We start from the raw sequence: 21,267 nt of genomic DNA on the forward strand, positions 1-21,267 counted from the left end.
CCTCATTCCCCCGGCTGATTGCCTTAGGAGAACTTCGCCATGGCAATGTTCATTGCCCGACGCGTAGGGCAGGGCGTTCTGTTGCTCTTCGTCATGTCGTTCTTGGTCTTCGTTGCGGTCTATGCACTCGGAGACCCGGTCACCACCCTTATCAATCCGGCGTCTCCGCCGGCCGTCATCGAGCAGGCGGTGCGCAATCTTGGGCTCGATCAGCCGCTGCACGTCCAGTACCTCCGGTTCCTGGAGAATGCCTTGAGGGGCGAACTTGGAAACTCCTACACGTCCAGCCAGCCCGCGCTGCGCCTCATCGTGCAGCGTTTCCCTGCGACACTGGAACTGACCACCGCCGCGATGGTCATCGCGGCGGTGGTCGGGATACCGCTCGGCCTCGTCGCGGGCTACTGCCCCGACTCGCCTCTGGGCCGTCTGGTCGGCGGCGTATCCATCGTCGGCATCAGCCTGCCGACATTCTGGATCGGTTTGATGCTGATCATCGTCTTTGCCATCCAGCTCGGGCTTCTGCCGACAGGCGGGCGCGGCCCAACTGTCACCATCCTCGGCATCGAGACCAGCCTGCTGAGCTGGGAAGGCCTTCGCCACATCGCCCTTCCGGCCCTCAACCTGTCGCTGTTTCCTATGGCGATGATGGTTCGGCTTACCCGCGCCGGCGTGCAGGAGAACCTGCGAACGAACTTCGTTCGCTTCGCCCGCGCCAAGGGGCTGTTCGCACGGCGGATCCTGTTGGTCTACGTCCTCAGGAGCGTTCTGATCCCCATCGTCACGATCATGGGAATGGTCTTTGGGGAGTTGCTTGCCTTCGGCGTCGTCACGGAAACCGTCTTCGCCTGGCCCGGCATCGGGAAGCTCATCATCGAGGCCATAAGGACATCGGACCGGCCGGTTATCGTGGCCTACCTGCTGTTCACCGTCGTGATTTTCTCGGGGATCAACCTCGCCGCCGACATCGTGTGCGCGATGATCGACCCGCGCCTCTCGCTTTCGGAAGCGAAGTAACGCCATGACACAGGTTGTTCGCAACTACCTTGGCAGCATCAGCGCGATACTCGGCGCCGGGATCGTCCTTATCGCCATAGCGTGCGCCGTCGCGGCACCCCTGCTGGCGCATCAGAACCCCTATGACCTGGCCCAGCTCGACATCGTGGACTCCCGGCTGCCCCCAGGTTCCATGGGGGCAGCCGGCTACACTTACTGGCTGGGGACCGATGATCAGGGGCGGGATCTGCTCAGCGCCATCCTCTACGGATTGCGCATAAGCCTCACAGTGGCGCTGGTCAGCACGCTCGTTGCGCTGGCGATCGGAACCGCTGCCGGTCTCTCCGCAGCTTATTTTGGCGGCACGCTGGATGCGGCCCTCATGCGGGTGGTCGACCTTCAACTCGCCTTTCCCGGCATCCTCATCGCGCTCGTCCTTCTCGCGGTGCTGGGAACCGGCATCGACAAGGTCATCCTCGCCGTCATCGCCGTGCAGTGGGCCTACTACGCCCGAACGGTACGGAGCGCCGCGCTCGTCGAGCGCAACAAGGAGTACGTGCTCGCGGCCCAGACCCTACGGTTCTCCGCGCCACGCATCATGGGCCGACACCTCCTGCCCAACTCCGCCGCGGCGCTTGGCGTCGTGGTGGTGGTCGAGATGGCCAGCGCCATAGCGCTCGAGGCGACGCTCTCTTTCTTGGGTGTCGGCTTGCCGATCACACAGCCGTCCTTGGGCCTGCTGATCGCCAATGGCTATTCGTTCATGCTCACCAACGAGTACTGGCTAAGCGTCTATCCAGGGCTCGTGCTCCTGCTGCTGCTCGTCGGCATCAACCTCATAGGCGAGCGGCTTCGGCAACTCAACGATCCCAGGGAGCTGGCATGACCGGGGTGGTGCCCATGCACGCGCACCGGCAGACGGGGCGCCGGCTTCCAGTCCTCCAGGTCGAGGACCTGAGAACCGAATTCCGCACCAAGGCGGGCATAGTCCGGGCAGTCGACGGGGTGAGTTTCTCGGTCGAAGCCGGCGAGGTTCTGGGCATCGTCGGCGAGTCGGGCTCCGGCAAGTCCGTGACCGGCTTCTCGATCATGGGTCTGGTCGACCCGCCGGGGCGTGTAGTCTCGGGGCGCATCCGTCTGGCCGGCGTCGACATTCTTGGGCTGCCCGAGGAACGCATGCGCGAGATCCGCGGTGGCAGGATCGCGATGATCTTCCAGGATCCGATGACGTCGCTACATCCACTCCTGCGCGTCGGCGAACAGATGGTCGATGCCATTCGCGCCCATCGTTCGGTGCCCAAGGCTCGGGCCCGAGTCGAGGCTCGCGATGCGCTCGGGCGCGTCGGCATCCCGTCTCCGGAGGAACGCCTGCAGGCTTACCCGCACCAGCTCTCCGGCGGCATGCGTCAACGCGTCGCCGTCGCCATCGCGCTGCTCAATCAGCCTCAAGTCATCATCGCCGACGAGCCAACGACCGCGCTCGACGTCACCACGCAGGGGCAGATCCTCTACGAGGTGAAGGCGCTGTGCGCCTCGACTGGGACCGCACTCGTCTGGATCACGCACGATCTCGCCGTCGTGGCGGGTCTCGCCGACCAGATCGCCGTCATGTACGCTGGCAGCATTGTCGAGCAAGGGCCCGTCGACCGTGTGCTCGACGCCGCCGCGCATCCCTACAGCGCCGGTCTGTTCGACTCCGTTCCGAGCCGCAATGCCGGCCGGCCCCGCCTCTCGCAGATACCTGGCAGCGTCGCTTCCGCGTTCGCGGCTAAAGGCTGCCGCTTCGCGCCGCGTTGCGCGCGGGCGGACGATAGATGTGAGGTGTTTCCTGCTCTCCGCCCCGTTGCGGTCGGGCATCAGGCCCGCTGCGTACATGCCGGTTCACAGGCTGTCATTTCCAACGAGGAGGTCCGCCGTGGCTGAAGCGACTCCGCTTCTCGATCTGATGCATATCGCCAAGGCGTACCCCATCGCGGGCTCGGACCTCTTCGGACTGGGCCGCCGCCGCGTCGTGCGCGCGCTCGATGAGGTCACATTGACGGTCGGGCGGGGCGAGGTCGTCGGCCTCGTCGGCGAGTCCGGCTCCGGCAAGTCGACGCTCGGCCGTATCGTCGTTGGGCTGGAACGACCCACCGCGGGCATGGTGGCGTTCGAGGGGCAGCAATTCCCCATGCGCATGGGAGCTGGCGCAAGGCGCACGCTCCTGGCCGCCCAGATGATTTTCCAGAACCCGGTAGCGTCCCTCAACCCACGTCAACGCGTGGGCGACATCATCGCCGAGCCGGCTCGGGTCTATGGGCTCATCGGATCCGATCCGGAGGCCTTCGTCTCGGACTTGATGGAACGGGTCGGGCTTCCACGATCGTTCATCGGCCGCTACCCGCACGAGATGTCCGGCGGTCAATGCCAGCGCGTTGGCATCGCCCGCGCGCTCTCCGTCAGCCCGAAGCTCCTCGTCTGCGATGAGCCTGTCTCCGCACTCGACGTGTCTATCCAAGCCCAGGTCCTGAACCTTTTCGCCGACCTCAGGGAGCAGTCCGGCTACAGCTACCTGTTCATCAGCCACGACCTGCCCGTCGTCGAGCGGCTGAGCCACCGTGTCGCGATCATGTATCTCGGTCGCATCGTGGAAAGCGCGCCTACCCGCGAGCTTTTCGCTGCTCCGGCCCATCCCTACACACGAGCGCTCCTCGCGTCGGTTCCCCGTCTCGATCAGCGGCGTCGAAGCTTTCAGCCTATACAGGGCGAGGTCCCGTCACCGCTGGCTCCGCCAAAGGGCTGCCACTTCCATCCGCGCTGTCCGCTTGCGATCTCGCGTTGCCGAACCGACAGGCCAGCCTTTCGGGAAATCGCGCCCGGGCGCTTCGCTGCCTGCCATCTCCACGATGCCGGCAGGGAAGCCTCCGCCACCTCGGCGACAGCAACGACCCATTGAGGATCACGACAATGAACGACATCGACACGGTTGACGTGGGCGTCGATACCGGCGGTACCTTTACCGACCTGGTTTTCCGGTTCGCATCGGGCAAGGTGCGCATAGCCAAGGTTCCGAGCACGCCGTCGGATCCCGCTCGGGCCGTGCTCGAGGGCATTCTGCAGAAGGCGCGCGAGTGGAACGTCCCGATCGGGAATGTCCGGCGTGTTGTCCACGGGACGACGGTGGCGACGAACGCCATCATCGAGCGCAAAGGCTCGCGCATCGGCCTCATCACCACCGAAGGGTTCCGAGACGTGCTGGAGATCGGCCGTCAGATGCGCCAGGAGATGTACAATCTGCGCATCAAGCCGGTCACTCCGACCTTCCTCGCGCCGCGTTCGCGGCGCCTGGAAGTGCCCGAACGCCTCTCAGCGGCGGGCGAAGTGCTCGTTCCGCTGGACGAGGGCGCCGTGGTGAAGGCGGCGGAGATGCTCGTTGCCGATGGCGCACAGGCCATCGCGATCTGCTTCCTGTTCTCGTTCCTGAACCCGGCGCATGAAAGGCTGGCCCGCGAGCTCATCCTGGCCCGCTTCCCCGACATTCATGTCTCGCTTTCCTGCGAGGTCGATCCCGCCGTCCGCGAGTACGAGCGGTCCGTCGCGACGACATTCGACGCCTACGTCAAACCCATCGTCAATGGCTACCTGACCCGGCTGGAGCAGAACCTCCAGTCGGGCCGCATCGACGGCCCGTTCCAAGTCATGCAGTCGCGCGGGGGGCTGGCCTCGGCCGAAGCCGCCCGTGAGAAGCCGGTCCGCCTTGTCCTCTCGGGGCCGGCCGGGGGTGTGATCGCCGGCCGTGTGCTCTGCGAGTTGACCGACACGCCGAACATCATCACGGTCGACGTCGGTGGAACGTCGAGTGACATTGCCCTGATCCGTGGGGGAGAGCCGGTCATTCGCACCGAGGGAACCATCGACGGCTTCCCGGTGCGGGTCGCCATGGTAGACGTGAACGCCATAGGCGCGGGTGGCGGCAGCATCGCGTGGATCGACGAGGCGGGTGGCCTGCGCGTCGGGCCGCACTCGGCGGGGTCCGACCCCGGACCGGCTTGCTACGGCCGCGGCGGCATGAATCCCACCGTGACCGACGCATCCATCGTTCTGGGTTACCTTGATCCTTCCTATTTCGCGGGCGGCAGTTTCGCCTTGAACCCGGATCTGTCCCGCAAGGCGATCGAGGAAAAGATCGCCGCTCCGCTCAGGATGAGCGTCGAGGAAGCCGCGCTCGGAATCCATCGGGTGGTCAACAGCCAGATGGCCGAGGGTATCCGGCTCGTCTCCATCAAGCAGGGTTTCGATCCGCGCGATTTCGCCCTCGTGCCAATGGGGGGCGGCGGTCCGATCCATGCCAACGCCCTAGCTCGCGATCTCGCAATCCGGCGCATCGTGGTCCCGAACCACCCGGGCGTCATGGCGGCCGCGGGGCTTCTGACGGCCGACATCGAACACGAGGCCGTGGCCTCGGTCCACACGGCGCTGGCTTTGGCCGATATGGCCGAGATCCGGCGTGACCTGACCGACCTCGACGCTCAATGCGAGGCCTTGATGGTCCGCGACGGTGCGCCCAGCCGCGCATCGCGGATACAGCACTTGGCGGAGGTCTGCTACGAGGGACAGTCCTTCAATCTCGAAGTTCTCTTCGATGCCATGGCCGAGGACGGATTGGCGCGACTGCAGGCGGATTTCTACGCCCTGCATGACCGCGTGTTTGGACAGAGCACCGACGGCCCAATCCGGATCGTCCAGCTCAAGGCGGTCCATCGGTTTCGACCGGAGGGGCCGGCGACGATCGGCGAAGCCAGTGCCGAGCGCAGACACCGCGCACGCTCGGCCCGGCATGTCGTTCTGCCAGAAATCGGGGCTGTCGATGCAAACATCGTGCATCGCTCCTCGCTCGGTGCCGGCGACGTCGTCGACGGCCCGGCGATCGTCGAACAGGAAGACACCACAACCATCATCGAGCCCGGCTGGAGTGGCCGGGTCACGCCCAGCGGTGCCCTCATCGTGGCCCGCCTCGACTCCTGAAAGGACCGGCCATGGCCGACAGCAATCAAAACGCCCTTGATCCGATCACCGTCGAGGTCATTCGCAACAAGCTCGACGGCATCGCCAACGAGATGGGTATCAAACTTATTCGCAGCTCCTTCTCGCCGATGGTCAAGGAAGGGTTCGATGCCGCGGCGAGCCTTTTCACGAGCGAGGGCGAGGTCCTGGCACAGGCCATGTCCGTGCCGGGTCACCTGTCGGCGCTTGTGCCGATCGTGCGGCAACTCCTGGATTCGTTTCCACTCGGCGAGGCTAGGGAAGGGGACGTCTACATACTCAACGATCCCTACATGGGCGGTACGCACATCCCGGACATCGGGATGATGATGCCGATCTTCCATGCGGGCGAGGTTGTCGCGCTCAGCGCGACGATTTCGCATCACCAGGACCTGGGCGGCATGGTGGCGGGCTCGCTGCCCACCACGGCGACGGAGCTCTTCCAGGAGGGCCTGCGCATTCCGCCGCTGAAATATCGGGATGCCGATGGCGAGGATGCCACGCTCGTAGCGATCCTGCGCAAGAACGTGCGCTTTCCCGACATGCTGATGGGCGACCTCAATGCGCAACTTGCTTCCTGCGTCGTCGGCGCGCGCCGTGTCCAGGAGCTCGCGGGAACTTACGGGACGCAGCAACTTCGCCGTTATTTTGTAGATATCCTCGACCGCGCCGAGCGCATGACCCGCCAGGCGCTGCGCCGCATCCCGGACGGCACTTACCGCTATAGCGAAACCATCGACAATGACGGCGTCGAGATCAACAAGCCGATCCATGTGGAGGTCGCGGTCACGGTGCGGGACGGCACTGTCCACGTGGATTTCGAAGGCACGAGTCCACAGGTGAAGGGACCGCTGAACTGCGTCCCCGCGGCGGCCACGGCGCCTGTCTATTTCGCGGTCCGGGCCGTGTCCGGCGAACACGTTCCCACGAATGGCGGCTGCTTCCGCACGGTTACGCTGAACTTTCCGCGCGGATCGCTTGTGAACCCGATCGAGCCCGCCCCTGTCAACTCCCGGACGGCCGCGCTCAAGCGTATCGCGGTCTGCGTCCTCGGAGCCTTGCGGCAGGCGCTGCCCGACGAGATTCCCGCCGATGCCGCGAGCGAGTTGCTGATCCTGATCTTCGGCGGCGGCCGCAATGACGGCTCCCGGTACATCACGGGCGAACTGGTGGTCGGCGGTGGAGGGGCGTCGCCGGACCTCGATGGGGTCGACGTAATCGATACCGACAACACGAACTGCATGAACATCCCGGTCGAGACGCTCGAAATGGATACGCCGATCCGTGTCCATCGCTTCGGCTTGGTGCCGGACTCCGGAGGGGCCGGGCAACACCGGGGCGGACTCGGAGTGGTGCGTGAGTACGAGATACTGGAGGGACGCGCTTCGTTCACGCATCGCGGCGAACGCCACTTCTTTCCCGCCAAGGGGTTTCGTGGCGGCCAGGACGGCGCTCTGGCCTGCTCCAGGATCGTGAAGGCCGATGGGCGGGAAATCCATATCCCCTCCAAGATGGTCGTCGAGGTCGAACAGGGGGATCGCATCATCGTGCAGACCGCAGGAGGCGCCGGCCACGGCGAACCGGGCCAGCGCGACCCGGCTGCCCTGTTCGAGGATGTCGCCAACGGCAAGGTCTCCGAGACGGCGGCTGCCACGGTCTGGAAGTCCGTCTCGCGGGGTGGATCCCTGCGCAAGATCGCCTGAGGGGGGCCTATATGCAGCCTTGGACGACGGCAGAGGTGGAACGGGCGCGGGCGCAGACGCCCGTCTTGGCCGCGCGCGTCCACCTCAATAGTTGCGGCACGGGAGCCATGCCGGGCCCTGTGCTTGACGCAGTCGTCGAGCACCTCCGGCGCGAGGCCACCGAGGGCGGCTACGAGGCAGCCAACGCCCGGCGCGACCTTGTCGATCGGGTCTATGCCGATATCGCGACGCTTCTTGGCGCCGCCCCGGCCGAGATCGCTCTTTTCGACAGCGCGACGAGTGCATGGCATGCTCTCTTCGGCGCTATTTCCTTCAAGGCGGGGGATAGAATCCTGACGGGACGCAACGAGTACGCGTCGAACATGATGTCGTTCCTGAGGGTCCGCGACCTTTATGGCGTGGAGATCGACATCGCCCCGGACGGAGCCGAGGGTTCCATGGACGTCGACGCGTTGGCTGCACTCCTCGGCTCGCGGACCCGCCTGATCGCCGTCACGCATGTACCCACAAACAGCGGGACGATCGCCCCGGTCGCCAGGATCGGTGAGATCGCGCGCCGGTCCGGTATCTTGTTCCTTCTCGATGCCTGTCAATCGGTGGGGCAAATGCCGGTCGACGTTCACGCCATCGGCTGCGATCTCCTCACAGCCGCCGGGCGCAAGTTCCTGCGCGGCCCGCGTGGGACGGGTTTCGCCTATGTCGGCCCGAAGGCGCGCGCGCAGTTGCGTCCGGCCTTGATCGACATCCAATCCGGTGACTGGGTCGATCGCGATCGCTACGCGATCCGCGACGACGCCCTCCAGTTCGAGCGCTGGGAGCGATCCGTCGCCAACGCATTGGGGCTCGGGGTTGCGGTGCGGTATGCGCAAACCTGGTCACTCAATCGCATCGCATCGCGCGTGCAGTGGCTTGCGGGTCTCGCCCGGGAGGATCTGCAGAGGATACCCCGGGTCCGTGTTCACGACAGGGGAAGCCGGCTTGCCGGCATTGTCAGCTTCTCGGTCAGCGGCCATCGAGCCGAGGATATCGTCGCTGCGGCGCTCGAGGCGGGCTTCAACATCAGCCGCTCCCGGATACTCGATGCGCGGCTCGATCTTGAGAATCTCGGCGTCGACGCGGTGTGCAGGGTCGCTCCCCACTACTTCAATAGGCCCGACGAGATAACCGCGTTCGCGGATTTCGTGCGAGCATACGTCAAGCGTGAAGCGAGGATTGAGTGATGTGTCTTCTGGTGAATGAAACACGAGCCTATGAGTGGAGACGCGACGGGTACACGATCAGTACCGAGCGCAAACGATTCGACATGGGCGTCATTGCCCGCTTTCTCGCCGAGGAGGCCTACTGGTCACCAGGCATCGACAGAGATCTCGTTGAAAAGGCCATCGCCGGCTCGATGCCCTTCGGGCTTTATGACGCGACTGGCGCCCAGGCGGGATTCGCGCGCGTGGTGACCGACGGCACGCTGTTCGCCTATCTGCGCGATGTCTTCATTCTCAAGCAGCACCGCGGAAGAGGGCTCGGGACATGGCTGGCGGAGATTGCGGTGAGCCATCCAGACCTCACCACGATCAAAGGCTGGATGCTTGCCACCGACGACGCGCACGGGGTCTATGCCAAAGTCGGCTTCCATTCCCTGAAGCGGCCGGATTGGTACATGCAGATCATCCGGTGAAGCATACCATGACCACGGTACTCTTCATCAGCGAGTGGTCCGACCCCGATGCCTGGCGCGAGGCTCTCGCTCAGCACGTGCCGGACCTCGACTTTCGCATCTGGCCCGATGCGGGAAATCCCGGGGATGTCGAGTTCGCCCTCGCCTGGCAGGCGCCCCTGCGCTTCTACGACGCGTTTCCGAACTTGCGGGCCATCATCTCGCTGGGCGCCGGCGTCGACCATCTCTTCCGTGATCCCGACATTCCGCAGACGATGCCGCTTGCGCGGGTCGTCGACCCGACCCTGACGCGAATGATGTGCGACTACGTACTCGCGGCCGTACTGCGCTATCATCGCGACTTCGATGTCTACGAGCGGGCGCAGGCGCAGAAGCGCTGGAGCGGCCCGCGCGCCACGCCCGCGTCCAGACGCACCATCGGCATCTTGGGGATGGGAGAACTGGGGACCGCCGTGGCCACGATGCTCGCGGGGCACGGCTTTGCGGTGCGAGGTTGGAGCCGGTCACCAAGACAGTTGAGCGGGATCGATCATTTTACGGGGCCAGGCTTGCAAGGCTTTCTTTCGGAAACAGAGATACTGGTCAATCTGCTCCCACTTACGGCAGCGACGAAGAACATCCTCAATCGGGAGACGCTGTCGTGGCTTCCCAAAGGAGCCTGCTTTGTCAACGTGGGACGGGGCGCGCATGTCGACGAGGCGGCTCTCGTCGAACAACTCGACCGAGGGCATATAAGAGGCGCCACTCTTGACGCCTTCCGCGTCGAGCCGTTGCCCGACGGCCACCCGTTCTGGACTCATCCTCGCGTGCTCGTGACGCCCCATGTGGCGAGCTTCACGGATCCAATCTCGGCCGCGCCAGCCATAGCCGAGAATTTTCTTCGTGCCCGCCGGGGCGAACCGCTTCGCCACGCGGTAACTCGCGCCCAAAGCGTTTAAGCCTCGAGAGACCTACAGCTTGTTCGCTGTGCCAGCGTTTGCGGCCTTCAAGATTTGATGTTGATCCGGCGCCGCGTGCTCGCACTGAGAGAACGTGAATGAACATCCGTTTATGAGCAGATTTTAGCGAAGCCGGGCGGTCAGCTTACGTGAAGAGTTTCGATCGTGTTGAGCGTTGCCCACGTGGGCAACGCTCAACCATCAATTTTCAAGTCGTCTGCCGGAAACTGGCGTTTCGCACTGTTTTACCCGAAATCTGCGGGATGTGGCGATCTGGTTTTGACTAAACTTGGGTTCTCCGCGCTTACGGCGCTGTGCCTGAAGGACTTCAGGTAAGCAAGGTGTAGGGGCTAACTATTTGCTAGACAATGAGAAATTGGCGCACCCGGCAGAATTCGAATCTGCGACCTCTGCCTTCGGAGGGCAAAGCCTCGGACCAGGGCACCCGGCCGCCCTCCAACGACGTCTTTCCGCAGAGAGCGGGCAGATCGGATCAGGATGGAAGAAGGCGACTATGCGCCTTGCGAGCGGACAGCCCCGCCCTCGGGTTTTGAGAGAAAATTCCCCAGACTAAACCCCAGACTAGATAAGATTTTTATGCTGGGGTGGCTTAAGGAGGTCGCGAAATTATCTTGTAATTTCAGAGAATTAAATGGCGCGCCCGAAGAGATTCGAACTCCTGACCCCCAGATTCGTAGTTTGGTGCTTGCGTGAGGTCGCCATTTTCCTTAGCCAAGTGGGTCGCGCCAACAAAGTCCTTTTGATCCGCAGATCACGCGAAAACGCACGCCACACCATGATCACTACCGGTAGCAATATGGTTGCAATTCTAGCTTGGCCGTTATCGGCGAGGAACTTTAAGTCCATAACTTGCTGGAATCATTGAGGATTTTGGCGCACCCGACAGGAAACGGCGTCACCTGCACCTAGCCATTGATTTCCAACTACTTTTTAGCCTCGCACGTGGCATTAATGTAGCAAATTTGCGTGGCATAAGCCAGGCATGCCTAGCAACCGCATCTCCGCCAACTTCGCTCTCGGCGCCGTCAATTGCCTTCGAGCGAAAGCGCACGTGCCCGCTCACGCAGTTGCAAGAGCAGTTCACTGCGCCTCGGGCGTGTCGACCGGCAGCACAAAGCACAGCGTCTGCGTGATGCCGCCGCTTCGGTCGCGGATCGGCGCGGCCATGCACCAGGTAAAGCGGTCTGCGAGCCCCGAGGTCTCGCTGAACCCTTGCCGTCGCGCCTTTGCGATGTCGGAAAGGAAATCGGCTTGCGGAATGACGCGGCCGTCCGGCAGCCTGTAATCTCCCGCGGGAACGAATGCCTGCACTTCGTCGTCGCCCAAATGACTAAGCAGCAGCCGGCCCGAGGCGGTCCACGGGATCGGCACCTCTACCCCGACGTGGCTTGAAATGCGGAATGGGCCAGGTGAATCGCGGCAGTCGAGCACCACATATTTGTTGCCGCGCAAGCCGCAGAGCTGGACCGTCTCGCCGGTCTCCGCCGCCAGCGCGTCCAGCGTCTCGATGATGCGTCGGCAGTGCACGTTGTGGTGGCTGTAGGCCCAGCCGAAGAGATGCATGGCGCGGCCGAGATAGACGCGACCTTCCGGTCCGACATTCTCCAGCATCTCAGCCTCGAGACATTGACCATTTCGTAGGTGGTCGAGCGCGGCGCGTTGATCATTTTGCAGTATCGCCGACGCGGGTGACGAGCATCTGCCGTCTGACGCGTTACCGGGTAACCCCTACGCCGGCCGGTCACCCACGAGACGGAAGCCAAAATCATAGCGCCGCATGACGTGTTCGAATCAGCGGGGCAGTATAACTCTCAGCAGGACGTCCGTTCAGGCCAGCACAAGTGCCGATAAGATCTAGGCATATAGCATACCTCGTTTGGAAGCGTCGACGAATAAGAGCCCTGTTTGGAATATCTGGTTCGAGAGTTCCGTTGATCGTCGCCCTGTGATTTAAGCTCTGGGTGTCAACGGCAAAGCGGCGGAGCTGGGCGGCCCAGATCGCCCCGTAGACGAAGCGCTATCCGTCGGATTGTATGGGCGAGCAACAGGAGCGAATGGCAGGCCTTGATGCTCTGATGCCCTCCGCACGACTGCTCGTCCACCTTATTGATGCGGCAAGGTGGCTCGAAAGCCTCTCACCCAGCGTTAGACGGCAAATCATCTTCTCGCGATTTCTTTTTTTGATATTCGGCCGCTATCTGCGATTTTGCATATGATTTAATTGGCGGACAGCTGAATGAAATTTCCTTCACGTCGCCAAAATCGAGTTTACCCCAATGACCCTTGGTGGACGGTGCGACGGACCGCAGTATATGATTCTGAACGAATTTGGCGCGGCCAAGCCAACCCGCAATGACATCCGGCTTCTGAATTAATGCCATTCCGTCTTCAAATATCAAAGACAATAGTTTCCGGCCGTCTTTCACGAATGTATTATTCGCAGCATATATCAAAGAAGCCGATTCAGCTCGATCCCTCCATTGTTTTTTCGGTGTCCTGTCAACTCCATAACTTTTATCGAAAAAAGAGGTAAGTCTTGCAGAGGTATTCACACTTGCACGTCGGAAATTTTCATCAGATCGAAGCTCTTCGTAGTGATAGTGAAATGATTCCACTAATGCTACAATAATTCGGCATCCGTGCTCTCTTCGTTTGATTGAGTTTATCAAAGAGTTTCGACTAGAAGATCTCACTAGTCGGTCTATGCCGCCCAGTGGATAAAAAATTTCTATGAAAAAGGATGGGAATTTTATTCGTGATTGTATTTCGCCGACGAAGCGATTATGGGATTGCTGGCTATGGAATTGGTCAAGTCTGGCGACTGCCTCACCCGCGACGTGGGCCATGAATCTTCGGCGAAGGGCGTCATTGTGGGGTTCAATTGTCCAAGCATACAGAGCTGCGAGTGCAACGATACCCTGCAATCCGTACTCCTCTCTTTCGAGAAGAATTTTTGTTACGCGCGTAAAGTCGAAACTTTTTATACAATAAATCTCGAAATGGTCTGAGACATTAGCCAGGTTACTTGCGGCAATGCGTTCCCAGGTATCTGCGGGATCAACTCCTGAAGCCTTGGATTTTGGCATGCGGTGTCTAGCCTAATTTCCGGTTGCGATTGAGTATACACGCGCTCGCAGGTCAGAAAAGCGCTGGACGCACCGCCACGGGAGCATACGGCAAGTCGCGTTCGTCGTACCCAGTCAATTCGACGAGCGCAATTTCCGGCCTGATCTGGCAGGGCACGATGGTCCTCGGGCAAACGGGCATGTTGAAGCTGGGCGGATTGGAAGTCCAGTTCCGAGCACCAGTCTGGGGCCGCGTTGTTGTGAAGTGCTAGGGCTTGAGGGTCCAGAGCGGATCGTGGTTGACGTTGCCAGACTGTGGCGCGGTTGGGTACACTTGCGATCGCTATGCCGATCAGTGCCGCGATATAGGCTGCTTATAAGGCGAAAGAGGGTCAGTTATGAAACGTCCGGTCGCGTGATCTGTGCCTTGGCGCGAGCAAACCTCTTGGCTGCCTGATCGGAGTGCGCATTCTCGTCAGTAGTCGGCATTCCTTTACGGGCTCTTTTGAGCCACAATTGCCGCGTCTACCTGCAGTCGAGACGCCTATGCCCGGGGGTGGGTAACGGTTGCCGACCCAACTCCTTTTTGTCTGGTCGATCCGGTAAAGCTGTATGACCGAAGACGAATTGGTTCGCCTCGGCGGGGTTCACAGATGTTTACCCCTTCTATTAACGGCCTTTGGACCAGTGTGGGAGAATATGTCGATATGGATATCAGCGACAATGAACGAGGGTTTGCGGAGATACTCTCTGGTATTTTCAATGTGTGTGATGGAATTATTGCAAACGGCGGAGAATCTATGGCAAAAATAGAAGTGACAATGGTTAGACATAATAACGTGAGAAGGGAAGGACAGAAGAAGCTTACGGTGGAAAATCATCAGATCTATAACGTTACCACAGATGGGTGGATCGAGGCCGATATGTGGTTCGAATTTGTTGAAAATGATAAGGAATAGTGGAAGGAGGTTACATGACGGGCTCGCGCATCCCAATACGGATTTGCGAGCTCGCTGTCATTTGTCGGAGCCGCCTGGAAGATCGGTTCGTGCGAATTTCGAAACGCGGGAGATGGCACGGAACGAAGATAAGCTACGAGCCAATATCATTCAGAGGGTCGCCTGTAACCGCCAAGATCTTCGGAGCCGCAAGTTGCGCCGGCTTGCAAGAAAATTGGCTCCGCCGAAACGCGTCGGAAAGCTCAGTCCGACGTTCGCATCGATGCGGACGATGAGGCGCTTTCGAAGGCACTTTTGTGGGCACGTCCTGGACCTGCTCAGAAATGTCCCTCAAGGCTCGATTTCACTTTACACATTGGTGCCTCGCGGCTGGCGCATCCCGGGACCGGAGTTGATGAACTTCGAACCGAAGAAGCTTATTGAACGGTTGAGGTCGCAGCTCAATCGTCAGGGGCTACCGAATCTTTCTGGGTGGTTGATCGCCCAGGTCCACGGAGACTATAACCCCGTCGGCGATCATTATCAGATCCACCTTCACGTCCTCTCGGTCGGCAATGTCGGGATCGCCATTGAGGGGCTGCGCGGCATTGCACCGTACAGGCCTGGTGAAGTCAAAAGACCCATACTGCGGCGCGCGGCAACAAACCTCATGTCTCGTGTCCCCTACTACGTCGCCCAGCCTTTTTGGCCAATGAGGATCTCGTTACCAGGCGGCAAACGGACGTCACGTCGCCGACTGCCGCCCGACAGGTTGGCAGATTGGCTGATGTGGATCGATGAGCAACGCTTTAGCGATTTGATCTGGCTGCATGGGTGTTCCATCCAGGCCGGAAAGCTAGTGGCGAAACATGCGTAGTCGAAGAAATGCGCTACCCTAGCGGATGATGGCGTGGCGTTGGGTTAGGAGTTCAGGCGCCTCGAACGTCTTAATCCTTTTTGCATTCCCGCCGTTCCCGGGGTTCCCGCCATTCCCGGCGGCAGTGCGAGTGAATCATGCAACGGCGATATCTGACGCTGATCAGTGTTCAGTCGCAACCACAGTCGAGTCCACCACGAAAGCTAATTTCTCTTCATCAAAATCCATCTCACAGGTGAAAAATGAAACAGACCGACGTACGCAAAGCATCGCCCATCGAGAGGAATCGAAAGCTACGCAGAGCTCACACTTCCCGGGCAGGATCTCTCGTGATTAGTCCCACGAAATTCATCACTGGCGATGGCTCGGAGTGGTTGCAAGTCAAGAAAGGTGGCCGCGCGGGTTACGGGAAAATCGACTACTTGATTGAAAATCCGACTGCCTTTTGGGCTCAGCTCAAGCGGCAAAAGTTGACGATCATCAGCCATAGATCTCGAAAAGAAATCATCGATGCCGCCGAGAATCTAGTCGACAGCGAGCCTGCCTTGCACGTGGGCCGCTACGGTTGGTATGATCGGCAGTACGTGAAGCCGGGTGACGAATTGCCGGATCGTATCGACGGGCTACCGGTGATCTCAGACCTGCCAGCCAACGCTCGCCCGTGGGCTCATAATGGGACCATCGATGGATGGCAGACTGGGGTTGCCCACCTTTGCGAAGGGCAAGCGATCCCTACGTTCGTGATGTCGTGCGCGTTCGCGTCGCTGATCCTGAAATTTGCGCCTAGCATCTCCGACAACCCGTTCTTCGAACTAGCGGACGACACGAGCGGCGGCAAAAGCACAATGCTTGAGCTGAGCGCATCGGTCTTCGGGAAAACCGAAGACTGGATCGACAACTGGGATACCACCGTCAATGGCCTGGAGGAGAAGATGGCCCTGGCCGCCGATTCAATCCTTCAGCTCGATGAGGAGAACCATTTCATGGCCGGCGGCGGGACGAAGGAGACACTCGCAAGCACCATTTTCAAACTCGCCAGCGGCTCCGAAAAGGCCCGCTTCGGCCAAGACACCGCCAGGAAGTTTCGTTTCCTCGGCCTGAGCACCGCCAATCAACCGATTGCGAGCCTCTTGAGCACAATCGAGAAAAGCCGGGCTGACGCAGTCAAAGTTCGCCTCGCCACGATCCCCGTCAATGCGCCGTTCGGCTGTTTCGACACGGTACCCTCCGGCGAAGAATCCTCGGCGGATGCCATCCTAGCCGTCAAAAACCTGGCCCGCGACCACCATGGCCATGCCGCGCGAGAATTTCTTGGGGTCCTCAAAGGGCGATACCTCAGCCGGTCGTTTGGTGCGGAGCTTCTGAAGCGCAAAATCGCGCGCTATATGCAGGAGTTTCGCGATCTTGTTGGAGGCGACTTGAACCGACCCGAGGGCCGGTTGCTTGATAAATTTGCCCTCGTGTACGCCGGGGGAAGGTTGGCGTACCGGTTTCGAGTGCTTCCGTTCAGGGGGATTGGACCCGCGGTTTTACAGGTCTACCGGCGATCACAAATCGCGACGCGATCAGAAGTCGCTGGAACTAGGGTCTCAGCCATCGACGAAGTGATGGCATTTCTCGAACGCGGAAAGTCGCAGTCCCGGATAGTAAGCACACCCGCTGATCTGACTGAAAAGGAATTCGATGACACGTCGTATTTTCTGAAAGTGGATGCGGGCACGAAATGGGCGCTGATAACATCGCAAAGCTTCAGGCGAGCCTTCGGCTTTAGGTCCGACGAAGTGTTGGCGGATCTGCACCGGGCAGGTCTCCTTCGTGCAAAAGACGGGCGTCAATCCCAGGTTCGACTCCGCACTTCGAAATCCAAGGATCGCGTTTACCAGGTGCAGGTTCCCATGGATAAAGCCATCTAAGGGTATCCAACGTAAGAACGCGGCGGTGGGCGTTTTTCTCTCCTCGCGTTCCGGTAGTCCGGAACTCTTTACAGTTGACCATTTAAGTCATCAGTCGTTATCGCCAAGGATCGCAGAAGGTTGACACTGCGGCATTACGCGAACACTGCCGGCGCTAGCACGATGTCATGCAGCGTCTCGGTCGAAGCCAATTCCGCAATGTCGGGTCTTGGCGATCGCCGCACAAGTGGTTACCGTTCTGAAGCCGGCACGTACCTCAGCCGCTCGGGAACGATTGAAGGCCCATCTAAAGACAAGGCAGGTCGTGCGGTATCGTCAGCGACTGCCATAGTCACCAAGTTCCGTAGATTTGACCCGGGAGGATGTACTGGTGGGTGCGCAGACTGCTTCGAACAGGCCGATCGATTTTGTGATCGACGTAGAGCCTTTGTTCGCACCCTACATGGCCGATGCAGCTGTACGCCTTGGCTATGTTGAACGGGACTTTGCGCTTGTGGTTGCGGGATCAAGCTTCCGCGTGACGACTTCGACCCCGGTCGACCGCGCGGCAATCGCCCGCAAAATCAACCATGCGCTTTACCGTGAGAAGATCCGTGTAGAATCGGCTCCCTTGCGGGCCCGCTTCCTCGATCTCATGGCGCAAAGATGAGCGTGTGGCCGCTTCGATTTGCCGAAACCGGGAACGGCGATTTCCTCTTCTCTGACGAGGCGGGCGGATTTTTCCGCTCGAACGACGGTTTCTTGGCTCGGTACGCATACGATGATCTAAGCGAGTGGGACAGGGTCTTTCTGACCGGGCGGGGGCACGCGTTCTGTGAAGAAGGTGATCACCACTATGTCGGTTTCGCGTCGCGATGGGCCAAGCGTCAGTTTGTGCCGGGGCCGCTGGACTATATCATTCTCGTGCCGACGCTGCGCTGCGACCTCGCCTGCAGTTACTGCCAGGTGTCACGAGCAAACGAGAACGCGCGCGGCTTCGACTGGGATGAGGCGACACTCGAGGCAACCCTCGCGCTGCTCGATGGCCTCGCCACGACCCAGATCAAGATCGAATTCCAGGGCGGCGAACCCCTGCTCAGGCTCGATCTGCTCAATCTCGTTCGTGAATTTTGCCGACAGCGGTTCGCCTCCGCCGAGTTCGTGGTCTGTTCGAATCTTCAGAACGTGTCGGACGAAGGATGGACCTTCCTCGCCGCGCCGGACACGCATCTGAGCACATCGTTCGACGGCGACGCTCCGACGCACACGCGCCAGCGCACGGTCGATCCGAGGCGCACAGACAAGTTTCTTGCCAATCTCGAACGCGCCGTCGCGATTTTCGGGCCGGACAAGGTATCGGCGCTGCCGACAATCGATCCGAACCATGCGCCGCCACCCGAGACGATCATTGCCAGCTATTCGAGGCTCGGGCTTCGGTCCGTCTATCTCCGCCCGATTAACTATCAGGGTTTTGCGCGCAAACGTTTCGGCCGCGCCGGCGAGGATGGATGGGCCGACTACTATCAGCGCTTCATCGAGGCGCTGATCCGCTACAACGCGGACGCTGCCGCGCCCATGGAGGAATATTACCTCAGCCATTGCCTGCGGCGCATCTTTCGAGGCGGTCACCACGGCCATGTCGACCTGCGCAATCCGAATCTGCTCGGCGCCGATTACATGGTCGTCGATTTCGACGGGATACTGTACCCCACCGATGAGGCGCGCATGATGACACGGATCGGCCAGATCGATCTTTCGATTGGCTCCGTCTTTGCAGGGCTCGATCGCGAACGGGTCGCCGCGCTCAATGGCGCCGCCGACAACAACTTCCACGAGGATTGCACGCTATGCGTATTCCAGCCATTTTGCGGCGTCGATCTGATCGACGATCTGTCGCGTTACAACCGCATCGACTTGCCCAAGCATGAGACGGAGTTTTGCCGTCGGCATACCGCGATATTCAGGAAGATCTTTGAGCTGATCTATCGCGATGATGATGCGACGCGTCGCTCGTTGGCGGCCTGGCTCGACATCCCTGTCTTCGATCCGGCGCTGGCGCCGGTTCACGGATGATCTCGCTTCGCCTCAAGGCGCAGGTGCCGCCTATCGCCGAACCGCTCATTCTGCGGCTCCGCGAAACGAACGCCAAAGATCTCGACCTCGACAAAGAGGCGGTCATGATCGGCGAGGAGAACGGCTGGCGCGACTACGACTATTGCGGTTTCTCTCTGCGCATCGAGGTAGCGCCGACGGAGTCGCTCGACGGCGATGTGCTTCTGGCCGTGCCAGGACGGGCATCGGTTCACCGTCTGATCCGCTCGCAGTCGCGGCACAACACGTTGCTGATCACGGAACGATGCGACCAACTCTGCGTCATGTGTTCCCAGCCGCCCAAGGCGGGCCATGCCGATCTATTCCCACAATTCACACAGGCCGTGTTGCTGGCGCCGGCCGGCGCAACAGTCGGTCTCTCGGGCGGTGAGCCGCTACTCTACAAGGACCAGCTTTTTGACCTGATCGAAACCGCGCTCTCCAACCGGCCCGACCTGCGCTTCCATGTTCTGACCAACGGTCAGCACTTTGAATCAGGCGACAAAGAATGGCTGCGGCGGGTGGCGCGCGACCGCGTTCTCTGGGGCATCCCGATCTATGCGCCGACCCCGGAGGAGCATGATGCGATTGTCGCCAAGGAAGGCGCCTTTCACCGTCTTATGGAATCGATGCCTGTCGTCGCAACGAGCGGCGCACGGATCGAACTGCGCACCGTGGTGACGGCGCGCAATGTTCAATGCCTCCCAAGTCTAGCAACCCTCATCACCACCGTGCTCCCCTTCTGCTCGAGTTGGGCCGTGATGCAACTAGAGCCGATCGGCTTCGGCCGCATGAACTGGGATGCGTTGTTTCATGACAACAGCGTCGATTTTGAGCCTATCGCGCGTGCGATGAACATCGCTCTGGCAAGAGGCGTTGACGTGGCCCTGTTCAACTTTCCGCTTTGTACCGTGCCCGAAGCATACCGCATATATGCGCCTGCGACGATTTCAGACTGGAAGCAGAAATTCCTTGAACCTTGTGCCGGATGTTCACTGCGCGCACGTTGCGGAGGCTTCTTCGAGTGGTATGATCCAAATCGAGGCTTTGCTCACCTGGGATTGACATGAAACGAGCGCGCTTTCTCATCACTTCGCTCGTCGCGGCCGGGTTTGTGACGCCGCGGGCGGAAGCGCTGCCCGGTGCCGGCGTTGAACCGGTGCGCGAGAAGAAGCCATCGCTGTTTGAGCGGTTCCGGCTCCACCATCTCTATTCGCTGGCCGCCCATCGTTCCCATTCAAGCCATGGATCGCATGGCAGTCATCGCTCTTCGTCCGGCGGCGGCTACGTGGCTCCTCGCGCCGAACCGCCTGTTCGCACGGCCCCTCCGGTGCGCCTCTACAACCCGCCGCAAGAGGTGACGCCTGCCCTTCCAGACACATCACGCAATCAGACGAGCACGCCGCCGTCGTCTGTGTTGCCGAGCCCACCGGCCGCTGTCACGAAGACCCTACCTGGCAACTCGGAGAAATTCCGAAAGATCGTCGAGGAGGTGCAGTTCGCGCTCTTCGCCTTCGGCTACTACACGGGCGCGATCGACGGAGTGCTCGGGCCGGAATCCAAGGCAGCACTCTCGAAAATGCAGGACGACTACGGGCTGAAGGTGACGGGCACCATCACGCCGGAGGTGCTGGATGCGCTTAAGATCGTGGCTCAGTAGCCTCGCCTATATCGCTGTTTTTTTGGCGGGCGTCGGGACGGCGATTGTCGCCATGCCTCTTTGGCAGTTGGCGGTGATGCATCTATCGCAGCAACGCTTCGGGGAACTCACCTTTGCTTGCGATCAGGCGATGCGCGGCCACATGATTGCAAAAATGTCGGTGTCCAAAACGCCCTCGGAAGACACGGTGCGCGAGCTGAAGGCCGCCGAGATTCATCTCATCGCCTGCCAGGACTACGACCTCATGCGCAAGCGCCTGATCCGATGGGGCCTCACCGACAATGAATTGAGCGAGATGGCATTGGTTGCCATCGAAGAGCGGGCCATCAACCTGCAGGAAGTCGTTCGCATCCATGAGATCCGCTACTAGCCCCACCGTCGCAATCTTGGTCGGC

The 21,267-nt window shown here is 60.7% G+C and carries 19 protein-coding genes; 17 read left to right on the top strand and 2 right to left on the bottom strand.

All coding sequences use genetic code 11. The annotated features are described in order from the left end of the window. Positions 1-39: 39 nt before the first annotated feature. Genes ACH196_RS27485 through ACH196_RS27525 form a run of 9 tightly spaced genes read left to right on the top strand, consistent with a single transcriptional unit; the run spans position 40 to position 10,328 of the window. Positions 40-1,014 carry an ABC transporter permease gene (locus ACH196_RS27485; protein WP_396650027.1) on the top strand — a complete coding sequence of 325 codons (975 nt, stop codon included), beginning with the start codon at positions 40-42 and terminating at the stop codon, positions 1,012-1,014. Positions 1,015-1,018: 4 nt separating this feature from the next. Beyond that, positions 1,019-1,879, top strand: a complete 861-nt coding sequence (locus ACH196_RS27490) for an ABC transporter permease (RefSeq protein ID WP_396650028.1) — start codon at positions 1,019-1,021, stop codon at positions 1,877-1,879. Beyond that, entirely contained in the window at positions 1,876-2,916 is a 1,041-nt protein-coding gene (locus ACH196_RS27495; RefSeq protein ID WP_396650029.1) for an ABC transporter ATP-binding protein, read from the top strand. The genes ACH196_RS27490 and ACH196_RS27495 overlap by 4 nt, the downstream gene beginning before the upstream one ends. Continuing rightward, positions 2,909-3,928, top strand: a complete 1,020-nt coding sequence (locus tag ACH196_RS27500) for an ABC transporter ATP-binding protein (RefSeq protein WP_396650030.1) — start codon at positions 2,909-2,911, stop codon at positions 3,926-3,928. The genes ACH196_RS27495 and ACH196_RS27500 overlap by 8 nt, the downstream gene beginning before the upstream one ends. Positions 3,929-3,939: 11 nt before the next feature. Next, positions 3,940-5,997, top strand: a complete 2,058-nt coding sequence (locus ACH196_RS27505; protein WP_396650031.1) for a hydantoinase/oxoprolinase family protein — start codon at positions 3,940-3,942, stop codon at positions 5,995-5,997. Positions 5,998-6,008: 11 nt separating this feature from the next. Continuing rightward, positions 6,009-7,718 carry a hydantoinase B/oxoprolinase family protein gene (locus ACH196_RS27510; RefSeq protein WP_396650032.1) on the top strand — a complete coding sequence of 570 codons (1,710 nt, stop codon included), beginning with the start codon at positions 6,009-6,011 and terminating at the stop codon, positions 7,716-7,718. A gap of 11 nt (positions 7,719-7,729) precedes the next feature. After that, positions 7,730-8,938: an aminotransferase class V-fold PLP-dependent enzyme gene (locus tag ACH196_RS27515; protein WP_396650033.1), complete on the top strand. Its 1,209-nt coding sequence runs from the start codon at positions 7,730-7,732 to the stop codon at positions 8,936-8,938. Continuing rightward, positions 8,938-9,390, top strand: a complete 453-nt coding sequence (locus ACH196_RS27520) for a GNAT family N-acetyltransferase (protein ID WP_396650034.1) — start codon at positions 8,938-8,940, stop codon at positions 9,388-9,390. The genes ACH196_RS27515 and ACH196_RS27520 overlap by 1 nt, the downstream gene beginning before the upstream one ends. 8 nt (positions 9,391-9,398) lie before the next feature. Then, positions 9,399-10,328 carry a 2-hydroxyacid dehydrogenase gene (locus tag ACH196_RS27525; protein WP_396650035.1) on the top strand — a complete coding sequence of 310 codons (930 nt, stop codon included), beginning with the start codon at positions 9,399-9,401 and terminating at the stop codon, positions 10,326-10,328. Positions 10,329-11,429: 1,101 nt separating this feature from the next. Here ACH196_RS27525 and ACH196_RS27530 read toward each other — a convergent pair. Continuing rightward, positions 11,430-11,960, bottom strand: coding sequence for an IclR family transcriptional regulator (locus ACH196_RS27530; protein WP_396650036.1), 531 nt, complete (start codon positions 11,958-11,960; stop codon positions 11,430-11,432). Positions 11,961-12,484: 524 nt separating this feature from the next. Next, the gene (locus ACH196_RS27535; protein ID WP_396650037.1) at positions 12,485-13,435 is read right to left on the bottom strand and encodes a hypothetical protein; all 951 of its coding nucleotides are present in this window, start codon (positions 13,433-13,435) and stop codon (positions 12,485-12,487) included. 686 nt (positions 13,436-14,121) lie between these two features. Here ACH196_RS27535 and ACH196_RS27540 point away from each other — a divergent pair. From ACH196_RS27540 to ACH196_RS27575, 8 genes are all read left to right on the top strand, one after another. Further along, positions 14,122-14,373 (top strand): hypothetical protein, encoded by a 252-nt coding sequence (locus ACH196_RS27540; protein WP_396650038.1) that lies wholly within the window; start codon positions 14,122-14,124, stop codon positions 14,371-14,373. 394 nt (positions 14,374-14,767) lie between these two features. Beyond that, positions 14,768-15,229: a hypothetical protein gene (locus tag ACH196_RS27545; RefSeq protein WP_396650039.1), complete on the top strand. Its 462-nt coding sequence runs from the start codon at positions 14,768-14,770 to the stop codon at positions 15,227-15,229. 329 nt (positions 15,230-15,558) lie between these two features. Continuing rightward, on the top strand, positions 15,559-17,142 hold the full coding sequence (locus ACH196_RS27550; protein WP_396650040.1) for a DUF927 domain-containing protein: 1,584 nt from the start codon (positions 15,559-15,561) through the stop codon (positions 17,140-17,142). A 370-nt stretch (positions 17,143-17,512) separates the two neighbouring features. Next, a complete protein-coding gene (locus ACH196_RS27555; protein WP_396650041.1) occupies positions 17,513-17,791 on the top strand; it encodes a hypothetical protein in 279 nt (92 codons plus the stop codon). Next, a complete protein-coding gene (gene hxsB / locus ACH196_RS27560; protein WP_396650042.1) occupies positions 17,788-19,194 on the top strand; it encodes a His-Xaa-Ser system radical SAM maturase HxsB in 1,407 nt (468 codons plus the stop codon). Before ACH196_RS27555 ends, hxsB begins: the two co-directional genes overlap by 4 nt. Continuing rightward, positions 19,191-20,282: a His-Xaa-Ser system radical SAM maturase HxsC gene (gene hxsC, locus ACH196_RS27565; RefSeq protein WP_396650043.1), complete on the top strand. Its 1,092-nt coding sequence runs from the start codon at positions 19,191-19,193 to the stop codon at positions 20,280-20,282. The genes hxsB and hxsC overlap by 4 nt, the downstream gene beginning before the upstream one ends. Beyond that, positions 20,279-20,872, top strand: a complete 594-nt coding sequence (gene hxsA / locus ACH196_RS27570) for a His-Xaa-Ser repeat protein HxsA (RefSeq protein ID WP_396650044.1) — start codon at positions 20,279-20,281, stop codon at positions 20,870-20,872. Before hxsC ends, hxsA begins: the two co-directional genes overlap by 4 nt. Continuing rightward, a complete protein-coding gene (locus ACH196_RS27575; protein ID WP_396650045.1) occupies positions 20,847-21,242 on the top strand; it encodes a TIGR03982 family His-Xaa-Ser system protein in 396 nt (131 codons plus the stop codon). Before hxsA ends, ACH196_RS27575 begins: the two co-directional genes overlap by 26 nt. Positions 21,243-21,267: the final 25 nt, after the last annotated feature.

The organism is Mesorhizobium sp. IMUNJ 23232 (genome assembly GCF_044326205.1).
GTDB lineage: Bacteria > Pseudomonadota > Alphaproteobacteria > Rhizobiales > Rhizobiaceae > Kumtagia.

Bases quoted from the DNA above. Each gene is read 5' to 3' on its own strand.
- ACH196_RS27485 (WP_396650027.1), top strand. From the start codon at position 40: ATGGCAATGTTCATTGCCCGACGCGTAGGGCAGGGCGTTCTGTTGCTC.
- ACH196_RS27490 (WP_396650028.1), top strand. From the start codon at position 1,019: ATGACACAGGTTGTTCGCAACTACCTTGGCAGCATCAGCGCGATACTC.
- ACH196_RS27495 (WP_396650029.1), top strand. From the start codon at position 1,876: ATGACCGGGGTGGTGCCCATGCACGCGCACCGGCAGACGGGGCGCCGG.
- ACH196_RS27505 (WP_396650031.1), top strand. From the start codon at position 3,940: ATGAACGACATCGACACGGTTGACGTGGGCGTCGATACCGGCGGTACC.
- ACH196_RS27510 (WP_396650032.1), top strand. From the start codon at position 6,009: ATGGCCGACAGCAATCAAAACGCCCTTGATCCGATCACCGTCGAGGTC.
- ACH196_RS27515 (WP_396650033.1), top strand. From the start codon at position 7,730: ATGCAGCCTTGGACGACGGCAGAGGTGGAACGGGCGCGGGCGCAGACG.
- ACH196_RS27520 (WP_396650034.1), top strand. From the start codon at position 8,938: ATGTGTCTTCTGGTGAATGAAACACGAGCCTATGAGTGGAGACGCGAC.
- ACH196_RS27525 (WP_396650035.1), top strand. From the start codon at position 9,399: ATGACCACGGTACTCTTCATCAGCGAGTGGTCCGACCCCGATGCCTGG.
- ACH196_RS27530 (WP_396650036.1), bottom strand. From the start codon at position 11,960: ATGCTGGAGAATGTCGGACCGGAAGGTCGCGTCTATCTCGGCCGCGCC.
- ACH196_RS27535 (WP_396650037.1), bottom strand. From the start codon at position 13,435: ATGCCAAAATCCAAGGCTTCAGGAGTTGATCCCGCAGATACCTGGGAA.
- ACH196_RS27540 (WP_396650038.1), top strand. From the start codon at position 14,122: ATGGATATCAGCGACAATGAACGAGGGTTTGCGGAGATACTCTCTGGT.
- ACH196_RS27545 (WP_396650039.1), top strand. From the start codon at position 14,768: ATGAACTTCGAACCGAAGAAGCTTATTGAACGGTTGAGGTCGCAGCTC.
- hxsB (WP_396650042.1), top strand. From the start codon at position 17,788: ATGAGCGTGTGGCCGCTTCGATTTGCCGAAACCGGGAACGGCGATTTC.
- hxsC (WP_396650043.1), top strand. From the start codon at position 19,191: ATGATCTCGCTTCGCCTCAAGGCGCAGGTGCCGCCTATCGCCGAACCG.
- hxsA (WP_396650044.1), top strand. From the start codon at position 20,279: ATGAAACGAGCGCGCTTTCTCATCACTTCGCTCGTCGCGGCCGGGTTT.
- ACH196_RS27575 (WP_396650045.1), top strand. From the start codon at position 20,847: ATGCGCTTAAGATCGTGGCTCAGTAGCCTCGCCTATATCGCTGTTTTT.